The 18,217-nt window shown below is 71.6% G+C and carries 17 protein-coding genes; 12 read left to right on the forward strand and 5 right to left on the reverse strand.

Going from position 1 to position 18,217, the window contains the following annotated elements; genetic code table 11:
• The first annotated feature begins 42 nt into the window (after positions 1 to 42).
• Both HNR67_RS13215 and HNR67_RS13220 read left to right on the forward strand, forming a co-directional pair.
• On the forward strand, positions 43 to 1,014 hold the full coding sequence (locus HNR67_RS13215; protein ID WP_185002322.1) for a penicillin-insensitive murein endopeptidase: 972 nt from the start codon (positions 43 to 45) through the stop codon (positions 1,012 to 1,014).
• 29 nt (positions 1,015 to 1,043) lie between these two features.
• Entirely contained in the window at positions 1,044 to 2,375 is a 1,332-nt protein-coding gene (locus tag HNR67_RS13220) for an FAD-binding oxidoreductase (RefSeq protein ID WP_185002323.1), read from the forward strand.
• A gap of 63 nt (positions 2,376 to 2,438) precedes the next feature.
• Here HNR67_RS13220 and HNR67_RS13225 read toward each other — a convergent pair whose 3' ends face one another.
• From HNR67_RS13225 to HNR67_RS13240, 4 genes are all read right to left on the reverse strand, one after another.
• Complete coding sequence (locus HNR67_RS13225; protein ID WP_185002324.1) at positions 2,439 to 2,642, reverse strand: hypothetical protein; 204 nt, start codon at positions 2,640 to 2,642, stop codon at positions 2,439 to 2,441.
• A 96-nt stretch (positions 2,643 to 2,738) separates the two neighbouring features.
• Positions 2,739 to 4,757 (reverse strand): MDR family MFS transporter, encoded by a 2,019-nt coding sequence (locus tag HNR67_RS13230; RefSeq protein WP_185002325.1) that lies wholly within the window; start codon positions 4,755 to 4,757, stop codon positions 2,739 to 2,741.
• Between the two features lie 10 nt (positions 4,758 to 4,767).
• Positions 4,768 to 5,391 carry a TetR/AcrR family transcriptional regulator gene (locus HNR67_RS13235; RefSeq protein WP_185002326.1) on the reverse strand — a complete coding sequence of 208 codons (624 nt, stop codon included), beginning with the start codon at positions 5,389 to 5,391 and terminating at the stop codon, positions 4,768 to 4,770.
• Positions 5,392 to 5,407: 16 nt separating this feature from the next.
• Positions 5,408 to 5,893 carry a MarR family winged helix-turn-helix transcriptional regulator gene (locus tag HNR67_RS13240; RefSeq protein ID WP_185002327.1) on the reverse strand — a complete coding sequence of 162 codons (486 nt, stop codon included), beginning with the start codon at positions 5,891 to 5,893 and terminating at the stop codon, positions 5,408 to 5,410.
• Positions 5,894 to 5,999: 106 nt separating this feature from the next.
• On the opposite strand from HNR67_RS13240, the gene HNR67_RS13245 reads away from it, so the two are divergent.
• From HNR67_RS13245 to HNR67_RS13270, 6 genes are all read left to right on the forward strand, one after another.
• Positions 6,000 to 6,743 carry a hypothetical protein gene (locus HNR67_RS13245; RefSeq protein ID WP_185002328.1) on the forward strand — a complete coding sequence of 248 codons (744 nt, stop codon included), beginning with the start codon at positions 6,000 to 6,002 and terminating at the stop codon, positions 6,741 to 6,743.
• Between the two features lie 443 nt (positions 6,744 to 7,186).
• A complete protein-coding gene (locus tag HNR67_RS13250) occupies positions 7,187 to 8,560 on the forward strand; it encodes a sugar transferase (protein WP_312987157.1) in 1,374 nt (457 codons plus the stop codon).
• On the forward strand, positions 8,557 to 9,825 hold the full coding sequence (locus tag HNR67_RS13255; RefSeq protein ID WP_185010587.1) for a class I SAM-dependent methyltransferase: 1,269 nt from the start codon (positions 8,557 to 8,559) through the stop codon (positions 9,823 to 9,825). The genes HNR67_RS13250 and HNR67_RS13255 overlap by 4 nt, the downstream gene beginning before the upstream one ends.
• Complete coding sequence (locus tag HNR67_RS13260; protein WP_185002329.1) at positions 9,822 to 10,655, forward strand: glycosyltransferase family protein; 834 nt, start codon at positions 9,822 to 9,824, stop codon at positions 10,653 to 10,655. The genes HNR67_RS13255 and HNR67_RS13260 overlap by 4 nt, the downstream gene beginning before the upstream one ends.
• 1 nt (position 10,656) lies before the next feature.
• The gene (locus HNR67_RS13265; RefSeq protein ID WP_185002330.1) at positions 10,657 to 11,310 is read left to right on the forward strand and encodes a PIG-L deacetylase family protein; all 654 of its coding nucleotides are present in this window, start codon (positions 10,657 to 10,659) and stop codon (positions 11,308 to 11,310) included.
• A gap of 5 nt (positions 11,311 to 11,315) precedes the next feature.
• On the forward strand, positions 11,316 to 12,350 hold the full coding sequence (locus HNR67_RS13270; protein WP_185002331.1) for an NAD-dependent epimerase/dehydratase family protein: 1,035 nt from the start codon (positions 11,316 to 11,318) through the stop codon (positions 12,348 to 12,350).
• Positions 12,351 to 12,523: 173 nt separating this feature from the next.
• Here the strand turns inward: HNR67_RS13270 and HNR67_RS13275 are convergent, their stop codons facing one another.
• Positions 12,524 to 13,069, reverse strand: coding sequence for a dTDP-4-dehydrorhamnose 3,5-epimerase family protein (locus HNR67_RS13275; protein WP_185002332.1), 546 nt, complete (start codon positions 13,067 to 13,069; stop codon positions 12,524 to 12,526).
• Between the two features lie 28 nt (positions 13,070 to 13,097).
• Between HNR67_RS13275 and HNR67_RS13280 the strand changes: the two genes are divergently transcribed.
• From HNR67_RS13280 to HNR67_RS13295, 4 genes are read left to right on the forward strand one after another with little or no spacing between them, the layout of a single operon-like run.
• Entirely contained in the window at positions 13,098 to 15,242 is a 2,145-nt protein-coding gene (locus HNR67_RS13280; protein ID WP_185002333.1) for a glycosyltransferase, read from the forward strand.
• A gap of 14 nt (positions 15,243 to 15,256) precedes the next feature.
• Positions 15,257 to 15,988 carry a hypothetical protein gene (locus HNR67_RS13285; RefSeq protein WP_185002334.1) on the forward strand — a complete coding sequence of 244 codons (732 nt, stop codon included), beginning with the start codon at positions 15,257 to 15,259 and terminating at the stop codon, positions 15,986 to 15,988.
• Entirely contained in the window at positions 15,985 to 17,277 is a 1,293-nt protein-coding gene (locus HNR67_RS13290; RefSeq protein ID WP_185002335.1) for an O-antigen ligase family protein, read from the forward strand. The genes HNR67_RS13285 and HNR67_RS13290 overlap by 4 nt, the downstream gene beginning before the upstream one ends.
• Positions 17,274 to 18,215, forward strand: a complete 942-nt coding sequence (locus tag HNR67_RS13295) for a glycosyltransferase family 2 protein (RefSeq protein ID WP_185002336.1) — start codon at positions 17,274 to 17,276, stop codon at positions 18,213 to 18,215. Before HNR67_RS13290 ends, HNR67_RS13295 begins: the two co-directional genes overlap by 4 nt.
• The last annotated feature ends 2 nt before the right edge of the window (positions 18,216 to 18,217 follow it).

The raw sequence follows: 18,217 nt of genomic DNA on the forward strand, positions 1-18,217 counted from the left end.
GGAGGATTGTCCTGAAGTAAGACATGTGCGAAAAATTTTGACATGTTCGCGCGTGTGGTTCGACGGGCGGCGCTCGCCCTGACCGTGACGACCCTGGCGCTGGTGAGCACGGCCGCTCCGGCCGCGGCCTTCCCCGGCGCGTTCCTCCCCGCGCAGGGCGCGGGCAACCGGGGCGCCGATGTGCTGGCGCTCCAGCAGCTGCTGCGTCAGCAGGGCCAGACCCCGCCCGCGGACGGGGTCTTCGGCGCGAGCACGACCACCGCGGTCCGGGCCTTCCAACAGGCCAAGGGACTGGCGGTGGACGGCGTCGCGGGCGCGGCGACCTGGGGCGCGCTGCTGGTCACCCGCCGCCAGGGGGACAGCGGTGCGGCGGTCTCGGCGTTGCAGGCCCAGCTCAACGCCAAACGCGGGCTGAGCCTGCCGGTCAACGGCACCTTCGACGCGGCCACCCGGTCCGCGGTGCTGGCCTTCCAGCAGCACGCCGGGATCGGCGCCGACGGCGTGGCCGGTCCGGACACCTGGCGGAACCTGTTGTGGCACTACGACTATCCCGACCTGACCAACCTGTGCGACAAGGACCCGGACGGCAACGGCACCGCCAACTGGGGCACCGCGTCCGCCATCGGCCAGCTGGAGGCCGCGGCCCGGACCTTCGCCGCCACCGGCCAGGGCAAAGTGCCGCTGGGTGATATCAGCAAGGAACACGGCGGCGACATCGGCGGCCACGCCAGCCACGAGGTCGGCCTGGACGCCGACCTGTGGCCGATCCGCACCGACAGCGCGCAGTGCACCGCGGGCCGGATCACCTGGCAGTCCGCCGGCTACGACCGGGCCGCCACCAGGGCGCTGGTGCAGGCCCTGCGCTCGGCCGCCCCCGGCCGGGTGAAACTGATCTTCTTCAACGATCCCGAGTTGATCAGGGCCGGCCTGACCACCCGGTATGACAACCACGACAACCACCTGCACATCCGGTACTGCGCGCCGGTGCATCCGAACCCGCTCTACGCCTGTTGATCTCCGCCGGTCTGTGGTCTGCTTCCCGGGTGAGCGAACAGCTGAGCTGGCTGACCGGCCGGATCATCACCAGTGACATGCCGCGCTACGCCGAGGTGTGCACCGGGTGGAACAGCCGGATCCGGCATCGCCCCGAGGTCGTGGTCACCCCGGGCGACGCCGCCGACGTGCAGGCCGCGGTCCGCTTCGCCGCCGAGCTGAGCCTGCCGGTCCGGGTCCAGTCCACCGGTCACGGCGCGCTGGCCGCCGCCGAGGGCGGACTGCTGCTGGACACCAGCGCGCTCACCGGCATCCGCCTTGACCCGGTGGCCCGCACCGCCGAGGTGGGCGCTGGCACCCGCTGGCAGGAACTCCTGGAGGCCGCGCACCCCTACGGCCTGGCCGGGCTGTCCGGCTCCTCCGGCAACCTGGGCGTCACCGGCTACGCCCTCGGCGGCGGCTCCGGCTGGCTGGCCCGCAAGCACGGGCTCTGCTCGGACAGCATCCTGGCCGCGGAGATCGTCACCGCCAACGGCAGGCTGCGCTGGGTCGACACCGACCGCGAACCCGAGCTGTGGCAGGCGGTCCGCGGCGGCGGCCCCAACGTCGGCGTGATCACCAAGCTGCGCCTGGGCCTGGTCTCGGTCCCGCAGGTCTTCGCCGGGGCCACCTACTGGCCGATCGAGGACGCCGCCGAGGTCTTCGCGCTGTACCGGGACTGGGTGGCGGGCACCCCGCTGGAGCTGACCTCCGCGCTGACCTTCCTGCAGTACCCGGAGAGCCCCGCACTGCCGGAACCCTTGCGCGGCCGCACCTTGGTCGCCCTGCGCGGGGTCTACGCCGGTGGCGAGTCGGCGGCGGTGGAAGTGTTGCGCCCCTTGCGTTCCCGGCCGGGCGCGGTGCTGGACAGCTTCCGCGAGATGGCCTACCGGGAGATCGACACGGTGACCAACGACCCGGTGAAACCGTTGCCGCGCACCGGGTATTCCACCGCGGTGACCGAGCTGCCCGCCGGTCTGGTGGAGCTGGCCAGGACGGGGGAGTCCTTCGTCTCGCTGGAGGCCAGGCACGTGGCGGGCGCGGGCGCGCGACTGGGCGCGGAGGGCGCGGAGTTCCTGGTGTTCACCATGGCGGTGACGCCGGATGAGACCAGCGTGGCCGAGGCCGGGGAGTTCGGCCGGAAGGTGGCACAGGTGTGCGCGCCCTACCGGACCGGGCACAACCTGATGAGCTTCCTGCTCGCGCCGCCGGAGGCCGGTGGGCTGCCGGAGCAGGTGGCCGCGGCGTTCCCTGCGGAGTACCGGGAGCGGCTGGCGGCGGTCAAGGCGCACTACGACCCGGCCGGGTTGTTCGGCGGGGACCGCAGGCTGGTCCAGCCCTAGGGCACGGGCAAGAAGACGACCACCCGGCTCAGCAGGTGGTCATCTCCCCCAGAGAAGCTCTGCTCAGGCGGCCTGCTGGCCGTCCGCGACCTGCGGCTTGCGGTTGAGCATGAACGCGATGGTGATCATCGCGCCGATGGCGGCGACGCCGATGCCGGCCCAGGGCTGGTAGTCCTCGATGAGGCTCATCAGGCTGAACTGGAAGCCGATCATGGGCAGGACGAAGGAACCGACGCCCAGGACGAGAAGCAGGATGCCGAACTGCACGGTGTACTCCTTGGAACGGTGAGACGAGCGGTGGACTTTAACCCGATCGGGCTCGTTCCGTAGGAGGTTTTGGCCAACCTGTTGCCGGGGCCGTGCTCACGTGTGCGCGGCGTGACCGGTTCGATCCCAGCGGCGTTCGCGCAGCGTGGTGTGGTCGGCGATCATGCGGCGGGCCAGCCGGTCCACCGCGGCGGTCAATTCGGCCTCGCGGTCGGGGTCCTCGGTGGTCAGCAGCTCGGTGAGCCATTCCCGCCACACCCCGGCCAGCCGCACCACGGCCTGCTCGCCCTCGGTGGTGAAGCTGAGCCAGTCGCCGTCGCGGACCAGCAGCCCGCGCCGGATGAGGTCCTCGGCGGTGGGGGCCAGGATGCCCGGCGGCAGGTCGAGCGGCTCGGCGATCTCGGCCAGGGTGGTGCGGCCCTCCTGCTTGCTGTTGCGGAAGATCTGGCCGAGCAGCCAGGCGTCGGTCTCGTCCATGCAGTGCCGCAGCCGTTCGCGCAGCAGCGGTCGCAGCTCCTTGCGGCGGCGCTGCCAGACCGCGGCCACCGACTTCTCCAGCTCCTGTTCGCTGGTGTGCGATTCGGGCATGCCGAATGCCTCGCCCAGGTCGCCGGACTTGTCCCGGACCGAGTCGCGCAGCTTGACCTCGGGCAGCAGCCAGGCGATGGCGAAGGCCAGCAGCGCCACCGGCAGCGCCCACAGGAACACCGTCTGCAGGCTGTCCTGGTAGGCGGTGGCGAGCGGGCCGAGCAGTTCGGCGGGCAGGTGCCTGATCATCTCCGGGTTGGCGGCCGCGCCGGGATCGAAGCCGGGCGGCAGGTTGGCGCCTGCCAGGTTGGCGGTGAGCTGGGCGGAGAAGATCGCGCCGAAGACCGCGACGCCGAAGGAGCTGCCCAGGGTGCGCAGGAAGGTCACGCCGCTGGTGGCCGCGCCCAGGTCGGCGTAGTCGCAGGTGTTCTGCACCGCGATCACCAGCACCTGCATGCCGAGCCCGATGCCGATGCCGAGCACGATCATGTACAGCGAGGCGGTGACCAGGGTGGTCTCCCGGTCCAGGTGCGACATCAGCCAGAGGCCGACCGCGGTGATGCCGGTGCCGATGATCGGGAAGTGCCGGTACCGGCCGGTGCGGCCGACCATGTTGCCGCTGAAGATCGAGGCCGCCATCAGCCCGGCCACCATGGGCAGCATCCGCAGCCCGGACTCGGTGGCCGAGTGGCCCTGCACCACCTGCAGGAAGATCGGCAGGTAGGTGATGCCGCCGAACATGGCGAAGCCGATCACGAAGCTGAGCACGCCGGAGACGGAGAACACCCGGCCGCGGAACAGCCGCATCGGCAGCACCGGCTCACTCGCGCGCAGCTCCACCCAGACGAACAGCGCCACCGCCACCAGCGAGGCCACCCCCAGCCAGAGGATCTCCGCGGAGTCCCAGGCGTAGGTGGTGCCGCCCCAGCTGGTCACCAGGGTCAGCCCGCCCGCGCCCAGCGCCAGCAGCAGGATGCCCAGGTAGTCGATCACCGGCCGGGAGCCCTTGGGCACCTTGGGCATCACCGCGCCGGCCACCAGCAGCACCAGCAGGCCCAGCGGCACGTTGATGTAGAAGGCCCACCGCCAGCTGAGCTGGTCCACGAACAGCCCGCCCAGCAGCGGCCCGGCCACCGTGACCACGCCGAAGACCGAGCCCATCAGGCCCTGGTACTTGCCGCGCTCGCGCAGCGGGATCAGGTCGGCCACCAGCGCCATCGAGGTCACCATCAGCCCGCCGGCGCCGAAGCCCTGCAACGCCCGCGCCGCGACCAGGCCGAACATGCCGGTGGCCATCCCGCAGAACAGCGAGCCCGCGGTGAACAGCGCCACCGAGATCTGGAAGACCACTTTGCGCCCGAACAGGTCGCCGAACTTGCCGAACAGCGGGGTGGCGATGGTCTCGGCCAGCATGTAGCCGGTGACCACCCAGGACAGGTGGTTCGCCCCGCCCAGCTCGCTGACGATGGTGGGCAGCGCGGTGGCCACGATGGTCTGGTCCAGGGCCGCCAGCAGCAGGCCGAGCACCATCGCGCCGAACACCAGGTTGGTCCTGGACCCGCTTTCGACCTCAACGGCAGCCGTCATACCTCGGAACCTAGGGCGCTGCCCCGGGGGTCTGCTGGGCGGCGGAGATCGCCCGTTCGGTGGAAAGCGGCGCGATCAGCCCGTCGGCCACCCGATCGATAAGCGCGTCGTCCGGCGGCACCCCGCGCACCAGCAACTGGAACAGGTAGAGCGCGCCCACCAGGTCGCGCAGCATCTCCGGGTCCACGCCGGGGGCCAGCTCGCCGCGGGCCTCGGCCCGGCGGACCACCAGGTCGGCCAGGTCGGGGCCGGACTGCTGCATGCGCTCCTGGTACAGCCTGGCCAGTTCCTCGTCCCGGCGGCTGCCCTCCAGCAGGCCGATCACCAGGCCGCGGGTGTCGGCGCTGCTCTGCGCGACGGCCATCCGGCCCAGCACCCGGAAGTCCTCCACCAGCGAGCCGGTGTCCGGGCACTCCGGGCGGGCCCGGTAGGCGTGCACGGCGTCGATGATCAGCGCCGCCTTGGACGGCCAGCGCTGGTACAGGGTGGCCTTGCTGGCCTGCACGCGGCGGGCGACCAGGTCCATGTTGAACCGCTCGTAGCCGACCTCGGCCAGCACCGCGCGGGCCGCGGAGAGCACCTCCCGGTACCGGTCCGGATCGCTGAGCGGGACCTTCTTCCGCGAGCCTGTCACTGCTCCTCCTCGCCGCTCAGCACTCGCGGGTGGCGCGCGGGTGCCCGCCGGGGAACCGGTGTCGCTCCAGGTCCTGCGCGCCGGCCAGCTTGGTCAGCAGCTCGTGCAGCCGGGTCCGCTCCTCCTCGGTCAGCGGGGCGGTGACCTCCGCGTCGTGGGTGGCGGCCTCGGCCAGTGCGGTCTCCAGCAGGTCGCGGCCGCGGTCGGTCAGGTACAGGGCGTAGGCGCGGCGGTCGGCCGGGTTGCGCCTGCGCTGCACCAGGCCGCGCTGTTCCAGGTCGTCGACGAAGGCGACCATCCGGCTGGGTGCGATCCGCATCCGCTCGCCGATGGCCTGCTGGGACTGGCCCTCGGCCCCGGCGACCATCCGCAGCAGCCCCACGTGCCGGGGCTCCAGGTCCAGCGGGGCCAGCCGCTCGGCGAAGCGCCGGGCCGCGGCGAATCCGAGCTGCGCCAGCAGGAACGCCGCGCTGCCGCCCTGGGGATAGCCGCCGTGGTGCATGGGGGCACTCTACTGCCGGGGCAACAATTCCCCGGTTGAACGATTTTCCATCGACCGCGCTCTGTCGTGGGTTGCTCACCGAACGCGAGCGCACCAGGATCGATCCGTGGCGGTGGTGTGGTCGAGGTGGCGTGAACTCCCCGGTGCCTGGGCGGCGGCGGTCACCCGCCCACGCTGGCAGCTGGTGCTGGCCTTCCCCATCTCGCTGTGGGTGCTGGTCTGGGTCGGCGCCCAGTTCACCACCACCGGCGCGGTGTTCACCCCGCTGGACGCGCCAAGGGCGGTGCTGGCCCGCTTCGGCGCGGGCGCCACCGGCTGGCTGGACGTGGTCGGCGCCTGGCTGCGTGATCCGGCGCACGCCGGGGTGCTCACCGCGGCGGCCTGGGCGGCCGGACTGCTCTGGGCGGCCACCAGCGAACGCGCCCAGCTGCCCGCGCTGGCCGGCTGGCTGGTGGTGATGGCCGCCGCCGAGGGGCTGGGCTATCAGCCCGCCATCTCCAGGGCGGTGGGCGTGCTGGCAGGGTTCATCGCGCTGCTCGCGCTGTGCGCGCTGCCCAACCGCGGCAAGCTGGTCGACCGGCGGCCCCGGCTGCTGCCCATGGACGTGCTCACCGCGGGCGCCGTCGCGGCTGCCCTTTCGGGCATGGTTCCGCTGCTGGCCCCCGGTCTGGCGCTCACCCGGCTGCTGCGGCCCTACCTGACCAAACCCGCCCGGCCGGACCCGTCCCGGCTGAACATCCCGGTAGCCCGCCCGCCGGTGGACCGGAGTACCTCTCCGAAGGTCCCTCGTGCGGGTGAAATGAGGTCACCGAGTCGTAACGAGTCGGCTGTGGCCGATGTCTCCGAGTGATCCCAGAGGGGCCAAACGGCAGCTGGGTTAATAGGCTGTTCGGGGTCATTCTCTAGACCAAATGGAGTAAAAGCTGACTACCGGTCAGTTGCGTCCCCCGTTCGGACGATTTTTGTCTGTTTTTGTCGTCGACTACCTTCCGTTCGGGACGGGGAGTTTCACGCAGCGCGGAATCTACGGCGACAGAAGCTTCAGCCTGGGCGCGGCCAGGCGGCTTTCAGTAAGTCTCCGACAGGCAGGCGTTGACCGTTACCTGGTCACGGGGGATTAGGTAACAATCGTGGCTCTTCTGTGCCCAAAAAACGGTGGCGTTACCGCGAGGTGAATAAGTGCGAGCCGCTTTGTGGCAAACGGGAGAGAAGAAATTATCGGCAACCGAGGCCCCCGCGTTACAGGCCCGGAAGGTTTTCGCAGGGTGGGAGCTGCGTTACCAACTGGCTGTCGTGGTGGGAGACCTGCTGACCATCGTTTGCGCGGTGGTGGCGGTCGGCGTGTTCAAGACCACCGAGGCGGCCGGGACCAGCCGCCTCGCGCTGATGCTGGGCCTGGCGACCGGGGCGACCGCGCTGCTGGCGCTGCCGCTGAGCCGGGCCTGGGATCCACGGGTGCTGGGGCAGGGCCCCGAGGAGTTCCGCCGGGTCGGGCGCGCCGCGCTCACCGGCATGGTCGCGCTGGCGCTGGTCGCGCTGGCGACCGACATCCAGGGACTGCGTGGCTGGGTCTTCGCCGCGCTGCCCGCCTTCGCCGGGATCGCCATCCCGGTGCGTTACCTGCTGCGCCGGGTGTTGCACCGGCGCCGCCGGCTCGGCAGCTGCCTGCTGCCGGTGCTGGCCGCCGGTAGCCCGGAGGCAGTGCGCGACCTGATCGAACGCACCCGCAAGGACTCACACCTTGGCTGGCGGGTGGAAGCCGTCTGCACCCCGCACGGGGCGGGCTACGGCCGCCGCGTGCCGGGGGAGATCGCCGGCGTGCCGGTGGTCGGCGACCTGGACGACCTGGTCGACCGGGTCCGGCTGGGCGGCTACCGGATGGTGGCCGTGGCCGGGTCGACCGACTGGACCCCGGCCCGGCTGCAGCGGCTGGCCTGGGAGCTGGAGGGCAGCACGGCCGAACTGGTCGTGGCGCCCTCGCTGGTGGAGATCGCCGGACCGCGGCTGCACGTGGCCCCGGTGTTCGGGCTGACCATGCTCTGGGTCAGCGCGCCCACCTTCAGCGGAGCGGGCTGGCTGGTCAAGGCGGTGGTGGACCGGTTGTCCGCGCTGCTGCTGGCCGTGCTGCTCAGCCCGGCGTTCCTGGTCATCGCGCTGGCGATCAAGACGACCAGCCGCGGCCCTGTGCTGTACCGGCAGTCGCGGGTGGGCCGGGACGGGCGGATGTTCACCATGCTCAAGTTCCGGTCCATGGTGCCGGACGCGCACCACCGCAAGGCCGAGCTGGCCGGGGCCAACCAGGCCGCCGGACCGCTGTTCAAAATGCGCAGCGACCCCAGGGTGACCAGGGTCGGCGCGGTGCTGCGGCGCTACTCGATGGACGAGCTGCCGCAGATCTTCAACGTGCTCGCCGGCTCGATGTCCCTGGTCGGTCCGCGCCCGCCGCTGCCGGAGGAGGTCGCCCGCTACGGCCCCGATGCCCGCAGGCGCCTGCTCGTCAAACCCGGTCTGACCGGGTTGTGGCAGGTCAGCGGGCGCAGCGACCTGTCATGGGAGGAGTCGGTGCGGCTTGACCTGCGTTATGTGGAGAGTTGGTCGTTGTTCATGGACCTGGTGATCCTGTGGAAGACCGCGTCGGCGGTCGTCGGTGGGCGGGGTGCTTACTGATGACCTGCCGACTGTGCGGCTCCGCCGCGCTGCACAGCGTGGTCGACCTGGGCGCGAGCCCGCCGTGTGAGCACTTCCTCACCGCCGCGGAACTCGACCTGCCCGAGCAGACCTTCCCGCTGCACCTGCGGGTGTGCGCGGACTGCCTGCTCGCGCAGCTGCCGCCGTTGATCACGCCCGAGGAGACCTTCACCGAGTACGCCTACTTCTCCTCCTTCTCCACCTCCTGGGTGGCGCACGCGGAGAAGTTCGTGACCGAGGCCGCCCAGCGCCTCGGGCTCGACGGCGACTCGTTCGTGGTGGAGGTGGCCAGCAACGACGGCTACCTCCTGCAGCACGTGCTGGCCAGGGGCATCCGCTGCCTCGGCGTCGAGCCCTCGGTGAACGTGGGCGAGGCGGCCAGGGCCAAGGGCGTGCCCACCGTGACCGAGTTCCTCTCCCCGGAGACCGGGGCGAAGGTGCGCGCCGAACACGGGCCAGCCGATCTGGTGGTGGCCAACAACGTCTACGCGCACATCCCGGACGTGCTCGGCTTCAGCCAGGGCCTGCGGGCGCTGGTGGCCGAGGACGGCTGGGTCTCCATCGAGGTCCAGCACCTGCTCACGCTGGTCCAGCAGACCCAGTACGACACGATCTACCACGAGCACTTCCAGTACTACACCGTCGCCTCCGCCCAGCGCGCGCTGGCCAGCGGCGGGCTGACCCTGCTCGACGTCGAGCTGCTGCCCACCCACGGCGGGTCCATCCGGCTGTGGGCGCGGCCAAGTGAGATCGCCGGGGAACCCGGTCCACGGGTCGCCGCGATCCTCGAGGAAGAGGCCGCGGCGGGGCTGCACACCGTCGCCGGGTACGGCGAGTTCGCCCGGCAGGTCGAGCGGGTGCGCCGGGATCTGCTGCGCTTCCTGCTCGACGCGGCCGAGGCCGGCAAGACCGTGGTCGGCTACGGCGCGCCCGGCAAGGGCAACACCCTGCTCAACCACTGCGGCATCCGGCCCGATCTGCTCCGCTACACCGTGGACCGCAACCCGTACAAGCACGGGCGGTTCACCCCCGGCACCCGGATCCCGGTGCTGCCGGTGGAGCGCATCGAGGCGGACCGCCCGGACTACGTCCTGGTGCTGCCGTGGAACCTGCGCGCCGAGTTGACCGAACAACTCCGCGGTGTGGCGGAATGGGGCGGTCGTCTGGTTTTTCCCATTCCGCGACTCTCGATAGTCGATCCCGCTGCAGGCACGGCCGGCGGACACAATGAGGTGAACCCATGAAGGTAGTGCTGTTCTGCGGTGGTTACGGGATGCGCATGCGCAACGGTTCCGCCGACGATCTGCCCAAGCCGATGCACCCGGTTGGCCCACGGCCGTTGCTCTGGCATGTGATGAGGTACTACGCGCATTTCGGGCACAAGGACTTCATCCTGTGCCTGGGATACGGCGCGCAGTACATCAAGGATTTCTTCCTGAACTACGCCGAAACCACGTCCAACGATTTCGTGCTGCGTGACGGCAAGGTCGAGCTGCTCTCCACCGACATCAGTGACTGGACCATCACCTTCGCCCAGACCGGCCAGAACTCGCCGATCGGCGAGCGGCTGCGGCGGGTACGGCACCTCCTCGAGGGCGAGGAGATGTTCCTGGCCAACTACGCCGACGTGCTCACCGACGCCCCGCTGGATGAGATGGTCCGCCGGTTCGGCACCAGCGGCGCCTCGGCCTCGATGATGGTGGTGCCGCCGCAGTCCTCCTTCCACTGCGTGGACCTGGGGGAGAACGGCAAGGTCTCCGGGATCACCCCGGTGAGCAGCCTGCCGCTGTGGGAGAACGGCGGTTTCTTCGTGCTGCGCCCGGAGGTTTTCGAGCACATCCCGGAGAACGGCGACCTGGTCGAGGACGGCTGCGGCGCACTGGCCAAGCAGGGCAAGTTGCTGGCCTATCCCTACCGCGGTTTCTGGCAGCCCGCGGACACGGTCAAGGAGCGGGTCGCACTCGAACAGGGGTACCAGGCCGGTGACCGGCCGTGGATGTTGTGGGAACAGGAGTCCGCGGCCGCCGTGGACTCCGCGCCCGTGGCCAAGGTGCTCCGGTTGAGCGGGGTGTGAGGTGCTCTCGTTGTCCCCGGCCGGACCCGCGCCCGTGGTGGTGCTCGGCGCGCACTGCGACGACATCGCCATCGGCTGCGGCGGCACGCTGCTGTCGCTGTGCGCGGCCCGGCCGGGGCAACGGGTGCGCGCGCTGGTGCTCACCGGCGCCGGAACCAAGCGCGAGGACGAGGAACGCGCCGCACTGGCCGCGTTCTGTCCCGGCGCGGACCTCGAGGTGACCGTGCTCGACCTGCCCGACGGCCGGGTGCCCCAGCACTGGGGCCGGGCCAAGGACGAGCTGGCCGCCTTCCGGGACCGGGTCGAGGCCCAGCTGGTCTTCGCCCCGGCCCCGCACGACGTGCACCAGGACCACCGCGCCCTGGCCGAACTGGTCCCCCAGGTCTTCCGGGACCAGCTCCGCCTCGGCTACGAGATCCTCAAGTGGGAGAGCGACCTCGCCCAGCCCACCGTCTTCCAGCCACTCGAACCCACCGTCGCGCAGGCGAAGGCCGCGCTGCTGGACGAGCACTACCCGTCGCAGCGGGCGAAGGACTGGTTCGACCGGGAGACCTTCCTCGGCCTCGCCCGGATCCGCGGCGTGCAGACCCGCGCCCGGTACGCGGAGGCCTTCCACACGGACAAGATCCAGCTCCGGCTGGACACAGAAGGGTGAGATCCATGCGGGTGCTGCTCACCGGGCACCAGGGTTACCTGGGCAGTGTCATGGCCCCGGCGCTGATCGCGGCCGGGCACCAGGTGCACGGCCTTGACTCCGGGCTCTTCGCCGACTGCGTGCTCGGCCCCGAGCCCGCCGATCCGGACGGCCACCTCGTCGACCTGCGCGATGTCACCGCCGAGCACGTGGCCGGGTTCGACGCGGTGATCCACCTGGCCGCGCTGTCCAACGACCCGCTCGGCTCGCTGGACCCCGGCCTGACCTACGACATCAACCACGCCGCCTCGGTGCGGCTGGCCCGGCTGGCCAAGGAGGCCGGGGTCACCCGGTTCCTCTACGCCTCCACCTGCTCGGTCTACGGCGCGGCAGGCGAGGAGCTGGTCGGCGAGAACGCGCCGCTGCGGCCGGTCACCCCGTACGCGGAGAGCAAGGTGCGGGTGGAGGACGACCTGGTCAACCTGGCCGGGGCCGGGTTCAGCCCGGTGTTCCTGCGCAACGCCACCGCCTTCGGCTTCTCACCGCGGCTGCGCGCGGACATCGTGCTCAACAACCTGGTCGGGCACGCCATCCTCACCGGCCAGGTCCGGGTGCTCTCCGACGGCACGCCCTGGCGGCCGCTGGTGCACGCCGCCGACATCGCCGCGGCCTTCCTGGCCGCGCTGCACGCGCCCGCGGAGACCGTGCACTGCCAGGCGTTCAACGTGGGCATGGTGGAGAACAACCTCACCGTGGCCCAGATCGCCGAATCGGTGGTGGCCGCGGTGCCCGGCGCGGAACTGCTGATCACCGGCGAGGCAGGCAACGACCCGCGCTCCTACCGGGTCGACTTCGCCAAGATCACCGAGGCACTGCCCGAGTACCGTCCACAGTGGACAGTCCTGGGCGGGGCAGCGGAACTGGCCGACGCCTACCGGAAGTACAACCTGACCCAGGAAACCTTCCAACGCACCTTCACCCGCCTGCCCCGCCTCTCCGACCGGATGGCGGCAGGCACCCTGGCCGAGGACCTCCGCCCGGTCTGGGAGCCGGTCCCGTGACCGCCCCCATCCCCCCGAGTGTTGGCCGTTGTCGTACGCCACGTTGGCCGTTGTCGTACGCCAGGTTGGCCGATACGGACGGTCGGGTCCTGCCGGGCCGCCCACAACGGCCAACACCGCGTACCAGTTCGGCCAACACCGCGTACGAGTTCGGCCAACACGCCCGGGAGGGGTTAGCGCAGTGTGTCGCGCAACGCCGCCCAGGTGCCGGCGGCGGCGTCGCGGGGGCTGATCGTCTGGACCGGGTGTGGCCAGGGGATGGCCAGGTCCGGGTCGTCGTAGCGCACCGCGACGTCCTCGGCGGGGTCGTGCGCGCGGTCGATCCGGTAGCACACGTCAGCCGTCTCGCTCAGTACCTGGAAGCCGTGCAGGAAGCCCGGCGGGACATAGAGATGGGCGAAGGTCTCGTCGTCGAGCCGGAAGGCCTGGTGGTGGCCGAAGGTGGGCGAGCCGGGTCGGATGTCGACCAGCACGTCGTGCACGGCGCCGCGGGCGCAGCGGACCAGCTTGGCCTCGCCGCGACCGATCCGGCCGTGCATGCCGCGCAGCACCCCGGCCCTGGACCTGGACTGGGAGTCCTGCCGGAAGGAGTCGGGGTCCAGGCCGTGCGCGGCGGCGATGTCGGCGTCGAAGGTGCGGGTGAACAGGCCCCGGCCGTCGTGGTGCGGGGCGGGCACGAACAGCAGGACGTCGGCGAGGTCGGTGCGGCGAATCTCCACCCGGGCATCCTGCCCCAGCGAGGCACCGATGCGCACTGACCAGAAGAGTGTCGTTGCGGCACAAGGAGAATCCGCCACCGCTCCTCGGCACGCCTGCCGGTTCTGCCGCGGTGGCCGGGGCGCGGTCGTGCTGGACCTGCACACCCAGCCCGCCTGCGACCACTTCCCGTCGGCCACCGACCCCGGGCCAGATCCGGCCTACCCGCTGCAGCTGTGGCTGTGCGACAACTGCGGACTGGCCCAGCTGCTCGACGACCCGACCGTGCCCGAGGAGCCTCGGGCCACCGAACCGGCCGCGCTGGCCGAGCAGGCCGCCGACGCCGTGCACCGGGTGGCCGCAGCCGGGCTGCTGCCGGAGGGGGCCACCGTCGCCGAGTACGGCAGCCCGCACGGCGGTTCCTGGCTGCCCCGGCTCACCGAACGCGGCCTGCATCCGGTCGCGCCCGGCGAGACCGCCCAGGTGGTGCTGGACTGCTTCGGGCTGATGCACCACGCCGACCAGGCCGCCGCGCTCAAGGAACGGGTGGACCGCCTGGAGACCGGCGGCGTGCTGCTGGTGCAGTTCCACTCGCTGGCCACCATCCTCCGATGTGGACAGTGGAACGCGCTGCGGCACGGCCACTACGCCTACTACTCCACCCCGGCGCTGGCCAGGATGCTCACCGTGGCCGGGCTCAGCCCGCGCGCGGCCTGGGTGTTCGACCTCTACGGCGGCACCGTGCTGCTGGCCGCGGTCAAGGGACCGGCCGCGCCCGAACCCGGGTTGTCCGCGCTGCTGATCGGGGAGAACTCCCTCGGCGTGACCGACCCGGCCGTGCTGGCCACCTTGCAGCGCCAGGTCAGCGTGAGCGCCAAGGCCCTGCACGGCTACCTGACCCAGCGGCGGGCCGCCGGGACCAGGGTGCTCGGCTACGGGGCCGCCTCCAGGGCCGTCGCGCTGCTGTGCGCGGCCGGGGTCGGACCAGAACTCCTGCCGGCGGTGGCCGATGCCTCCCCGGCCAAGCACGGACGGCGGATGCCGGGCAGCGGGGTGCCCGTGGTCGCGCCACCCGAGCTGATCGCGGCCGCGCCCGATGAGGTGCTGCTGTTCCTGCCGGACCTGCTCACCGAGGTCCGGGCCGCCTACCCGGAGATCACCGGCTGGGTCATCGCCGAACCCGAGCCACGAGCCGCGCAGCCGCCGAGCCGAGAGGAACCCCCGATGAGCGCCCCGACCGACGACCGACCCGCCAGTGCCCCGCGTCCGGCTCCCGCGCTCATCGGCAAGGCCCCCGCGCCCATCGCGATCGGCTTCCCGGTGCGCAACGGCAAGCCGTACCTGCAGGGCGCGCTGGACTCGCTGCTGGCCCAGCGCGGGGTGGACTTCGAGCTGCACATCGCGGACAACTGCTCCGACGACGGCACCGAGGACATCTGCCGCGAACTGGCCGCCAACGACGAACGCGTGCACTACCAGCGCCGGACCGAGAACGTTGGCGTCACCGCCAACCACAACATGCTGGTGCGCGAGGTCAACAGCCCCTACTTCCTGTGGGCGGCCTCCGACGACGCCTCGCACCCGGACCGGTTGCGGCTGCTGCTGGAAGCCCTGGAACGGGACCCGTTCGCGGTGCTGTCCTTCAGCGCCGCCCGGCAGATCGACAGCAACGGCAACACCCTGGAGGTCTGGCGCAACCCGTGCCGGACCAACCACCTGGACCCGGTGGTGCGGCTGCGCGACCTGATCGGGCTGGAACACGAGAACTACCACTGCTACGGCCTGATGAAGCGGGACGTGCTGCTGCGTACGCTGTTGCTGCCGCCGGTGAAGAACAACGACCGCATCCTGGTCGCCGAACTGGCGCTGCACGGACCCTTCGCCGAGGTGGAACAGGACCTGCTGTTCCACCGGCTGCACGAGCGCAGACTGACCCAGAGCGTCTCCCAGCGGGACTGGTACCGGCAACAGCGCACCGACGGGCGCAAACTGGTGCTGCCCAACGTCGAGGAGGCGGGCTGGTACCTCAAAGCGGTGCGTAACTCACCACTGCGGGGGACCGAACTGGGCAGGGCGCTGTGGGCGCTGCGACCCTGGTTCCAGGCCAACGCGGTACCGATGGCGCGCAACGTGGCGCGGGCAGCGGTGGACGGCGCGAGAATGATCACCGGGCCGGGACGCCCGGACGATCGGTGATCGGGAGAGAGCACGTGGACGCATTGGATGTCATTCGGGTGTTGCGGCGACGGTGGAAGCTCACCGCCCTGCTGCTCGCCGGGCTGGTCCTGCTACTGGGCGCGGTCGCCTTCGCGGTGCCGCAGCAGTACCGGGCGAACAGCCTCACCATGGTCCTGCGCCAGTACGGTGGCCAGGACCGCAACCCCTTCGCCGCGATGGATCGCTCGCAGGGGCAGATCGCGGTCGTGGTGATCGCGGTGCTCAACGCACCGCAGACCCGCAGGGAGCTGGCCGCCCAGGGCGGCACCGCGGCCCTCGAGGTCTCCAACGAGGGCGGCGGGGTGTCCACAGTGGACAGTCCGTTCATCACCGTGATCGCCACCGGGACCAGCGAGGCCGCGGTGCGCAAGACCGGGCAGCTGGCCACGCAGCGGATCAAGGACGAACTCAAGCGGCGGCAGGACACCCTGCTGGTGCCGGTCGAGCAACATCTCACCCTGAACGAGGTGCTCTCGCCGAACGAGGTCAGCACCACCAGGGCCGGGCAGTTGCGCGCGCTGGGCATCACCGGCGGCATCGGCCTGATCATCGTGGTGCTCACCGTGATCCTGGTGGACCGCCGGGGCAACCGGGTCAAGCCGCCCGCACCGGAACCCGAGCCCAAACCCTCGCCGCGCAAGCGGTTGCAGGACTCCGACGCGGAGGCCACCGAGCACATCAAGCTCGCGGAGGTGGCCGAAGTCCTCCCCCAGGAACGCCAGTGAACGTGCGCGTGGCGGCCGTCCCGGTCGCCCCGGCACGGCGGCTGCCACCGCACCGGGTGCTGGTGGCGGCCACGCTGCTGTTCGCGCTGCCGCAGAACCTGGTGATCTCCGGGGTCGGCGGCTCGCTCACCCCCGGCCGCCTGCTGGGCGCGCTGTGCCTGCTGTGGTGGCTGGTGGCCCGCTTCGGCGGCGGCCTCGGCCTCAAACCCGCGCCCAACCCGGTGCGGGCCACCCTCTTCGGCGCGCTGCTGGTCTTCGCCGCGGCCAACGCGCTCGCGCTGTTCCTCGGCGTGCCGGATGACCGGCTCGGCTCGGCGGACCGGAACACGTTGCTGCTGGCGGTGTGCACCGGGGTCGCGCTGCTGGCCTGCGACGGCCTGAACCGGCCTGCCATGCTGCGCGCGGTCTTCGGCGCGGTGGTGCTCGGCGCCACCGTGTCCGCCTTCGCCGCGGGCGTGCACTTCGCGCTCAAGATCGACCTGCGTGGTTACCTCAGCTTCCCCGGCCTGACCGCCCAGGGCCTTGGCACCGTGGACCTGGCCCGCGGCGGCCTGGAACGCGCGCTGGGCTTCGCCAACCACCCGATCGAACTGGCCGCGGTCTGCGCCACCGCCGTCCCGCTGGCCCTGCACCTGACCAGGCACGCCCGGCACCCGCTGCTGTGGTGGGCCTGCGTGGCCGTGCTCGGCGGCGGCATCGTGGTCAGCATCTCCCGCACCGGCCTGCTCGGCCTGGTCATCGTGCTGCTGCTGAGCCTGCCCCGGATCGGCGGCCTGCGCTGGGGCACCGGGGTGGTGCTGCTGGGCAGCGGGGTCGCGCTCGCCGCGGTAGCGGTGCCCAGGCTGGCCGAGGTGCTTGGCAACTCGATCCTGGGCGCGCGTACCGACAACAGCCTCACCGGCAGGCTGGACGACTACAGCTACGTGGCGGAGAAACTGGCCGCCGCGCCGTTGAGCGGCCAGGGCTTCGGCACCTACACCGCGCCACCACAGCCTTACCTGGACAACCAGTACCTGCTCACCGCGGTGGAATCCGGCCTGCCCGGCGTGCTCGCCCTGGTGGTCCTGCTGCTGATCCCGGCCTGGCTGGCCTGGCGGATCTTCCGGCGGCCTGGCACCATCGCGCCCGAGCTTCGCGACGCGGCGTGGGCGGTGGCCGCGGGACTAGTGGTGTGCGCGGTCTGCTTCGCCACCTTCGACGCGTTGTCCTTCCCCCAGTTCCAGGCGCTGACCTTCCTGATGATCGGGATGGCGGGCGCGATCGTGACCCAAGCCGGAGGAGAACGATGAGCCCGCGAGTACCCGGCGTGGTGCTGGCCGTGGTGACCTACAACTCCGCGGCCGACCTGCCCGCCTTCCTGGACGCCCTGCCCGCCGCCCTGGACGGGGTGCCGGAGTGGCGGCTGGTGGTGGCGGACAACGCCTCCGGCGACGGCAGCGCCGAACTGGTCGCCGAACTCGCGCCCAAGGCCACCGTGCTGCACACCGGCGGCAACCTGGGCTACGCGGCCGGGGTCAACGCCTGCCTGGAACTGGCGGGCCCGGACGAGGCCGTGCTGGTGCTCAACCCGGACGTGCGGCTGGAATCCGGTGCGGTGCGCGAACTCCTGGAGGTCTGCGCCGATCCCGCGGTGGGCATCGCGGTGCCGCTGGTGCGCCACCCGGACGGCCACCCCGAGTCCACCCTGCGCCGCCGCCCCACCCCGCTGCGGGTGCTGGCCGAGACGCTGCTGGGCGCGCGTGCCGGGGCCTACGGCGAGCAGCTGCCGCCCGGACCGGCCAGGGAGCGGATCGACTGGGCCAACGGGGCCGCGCTGATGCTCGCGCCAGGGGTCGCGCACCGGGTCGGCCGCTGGCGCGCCGAGTTGTTCCTCTACTCCGAGGAGACCGACTACTGCCGCCGGGTCACCGACGCCGGCTGGCGGATCCGGCAGGCCCCGCGCGCGCACGCGCTGCACCGCGGCGGCGAGTTCGGCGTCTCGCCCGCGCTGTGGGCGCAACTGATCACCAACAAGGTCGTGCACCTGGCCACCTGGGAGTCCCGCCGCGCCGCCGTGGCCGGCTGGCTCGCCCTGGTGCTCGGCCAGGCGCTGCGACTCCCGCTGCGGCGCGGCACGCACCGGCGCGCGCTGCGGGAACTGCTGACCGGACGTGCCCGGCTGCTCGCCGGGTTCCCGACCAACCCGGCCGCCACCGCCGAGGTCTCAGCTCAGCTCGCGGAAGGGTGAGG

The organism is Crossiella cryophila, from assembly GCF_014204915.1.
In the GTDB taxonomy this organism is placed as follows: Bacteria; Actinomycetota; Actinomycetes; order Mycobacteriales; family Pseudonocardiaceae; genus Crossiella; species Crossiella cryophila.

What these genes read in the sequence shown, in the direction of transcription:
- HNR67_RS13240 (WP_185002327.1), bottom strand. Translation starts at nt 5,893, where the DNA reads ATGCACCACGGCGGCTATCCCCAGGGCGGCAGCGCGGCGTTCCTGCTG.
- HNR67_RS13215 (WP_185002322.1), top strand. Translation starts at nt 43, where the DNA reads ATGTTCGCGCGTGTGGTTCGACGGGCGGCGCTCGCCCTGACCGTGACG.
- HNR67_RS13260 (WP_185002329.1), top strand. Translation starts at nt 9,822, where the DNA reads ATGAAGGTAGTGCTGTTCTGCGGTGGTTACGGGATGCGCATGCGCAAC.
- HNR67_RS13280 (WP_185002333.1), top strand. Translation starts at nt 13,098, where the DNA reads ATGCGCACTGACCAGAAGAGTGTCGTTGCGGCACAAGGAGAATCCGCC.
- HNR67_RS13230 (WP_185002325.1), bottom strand. Translation starts at nt 4,757, where the DNA reads ATGACGGCTGCCGTTGAGGTCGAAAGCGGGTCCAGGACCAACCTGGTG.
- HNR67_RS13295 (WP_185002336.1), top strand. Translation starts at nt 17,274, where the DNA reads ATGAGCCCGCGAGTACCCGGCGTGGTGCTGGCCGTGGTGACCTACAAC.
- HNR67_RS13270 (WP_185002331.1), top strand. Translation starts at nt 11,316, where the DNA reads ATGCGGGTGCTGCTCACCGGGCACCAGGGTTACCTGGGCAGTGTCATG.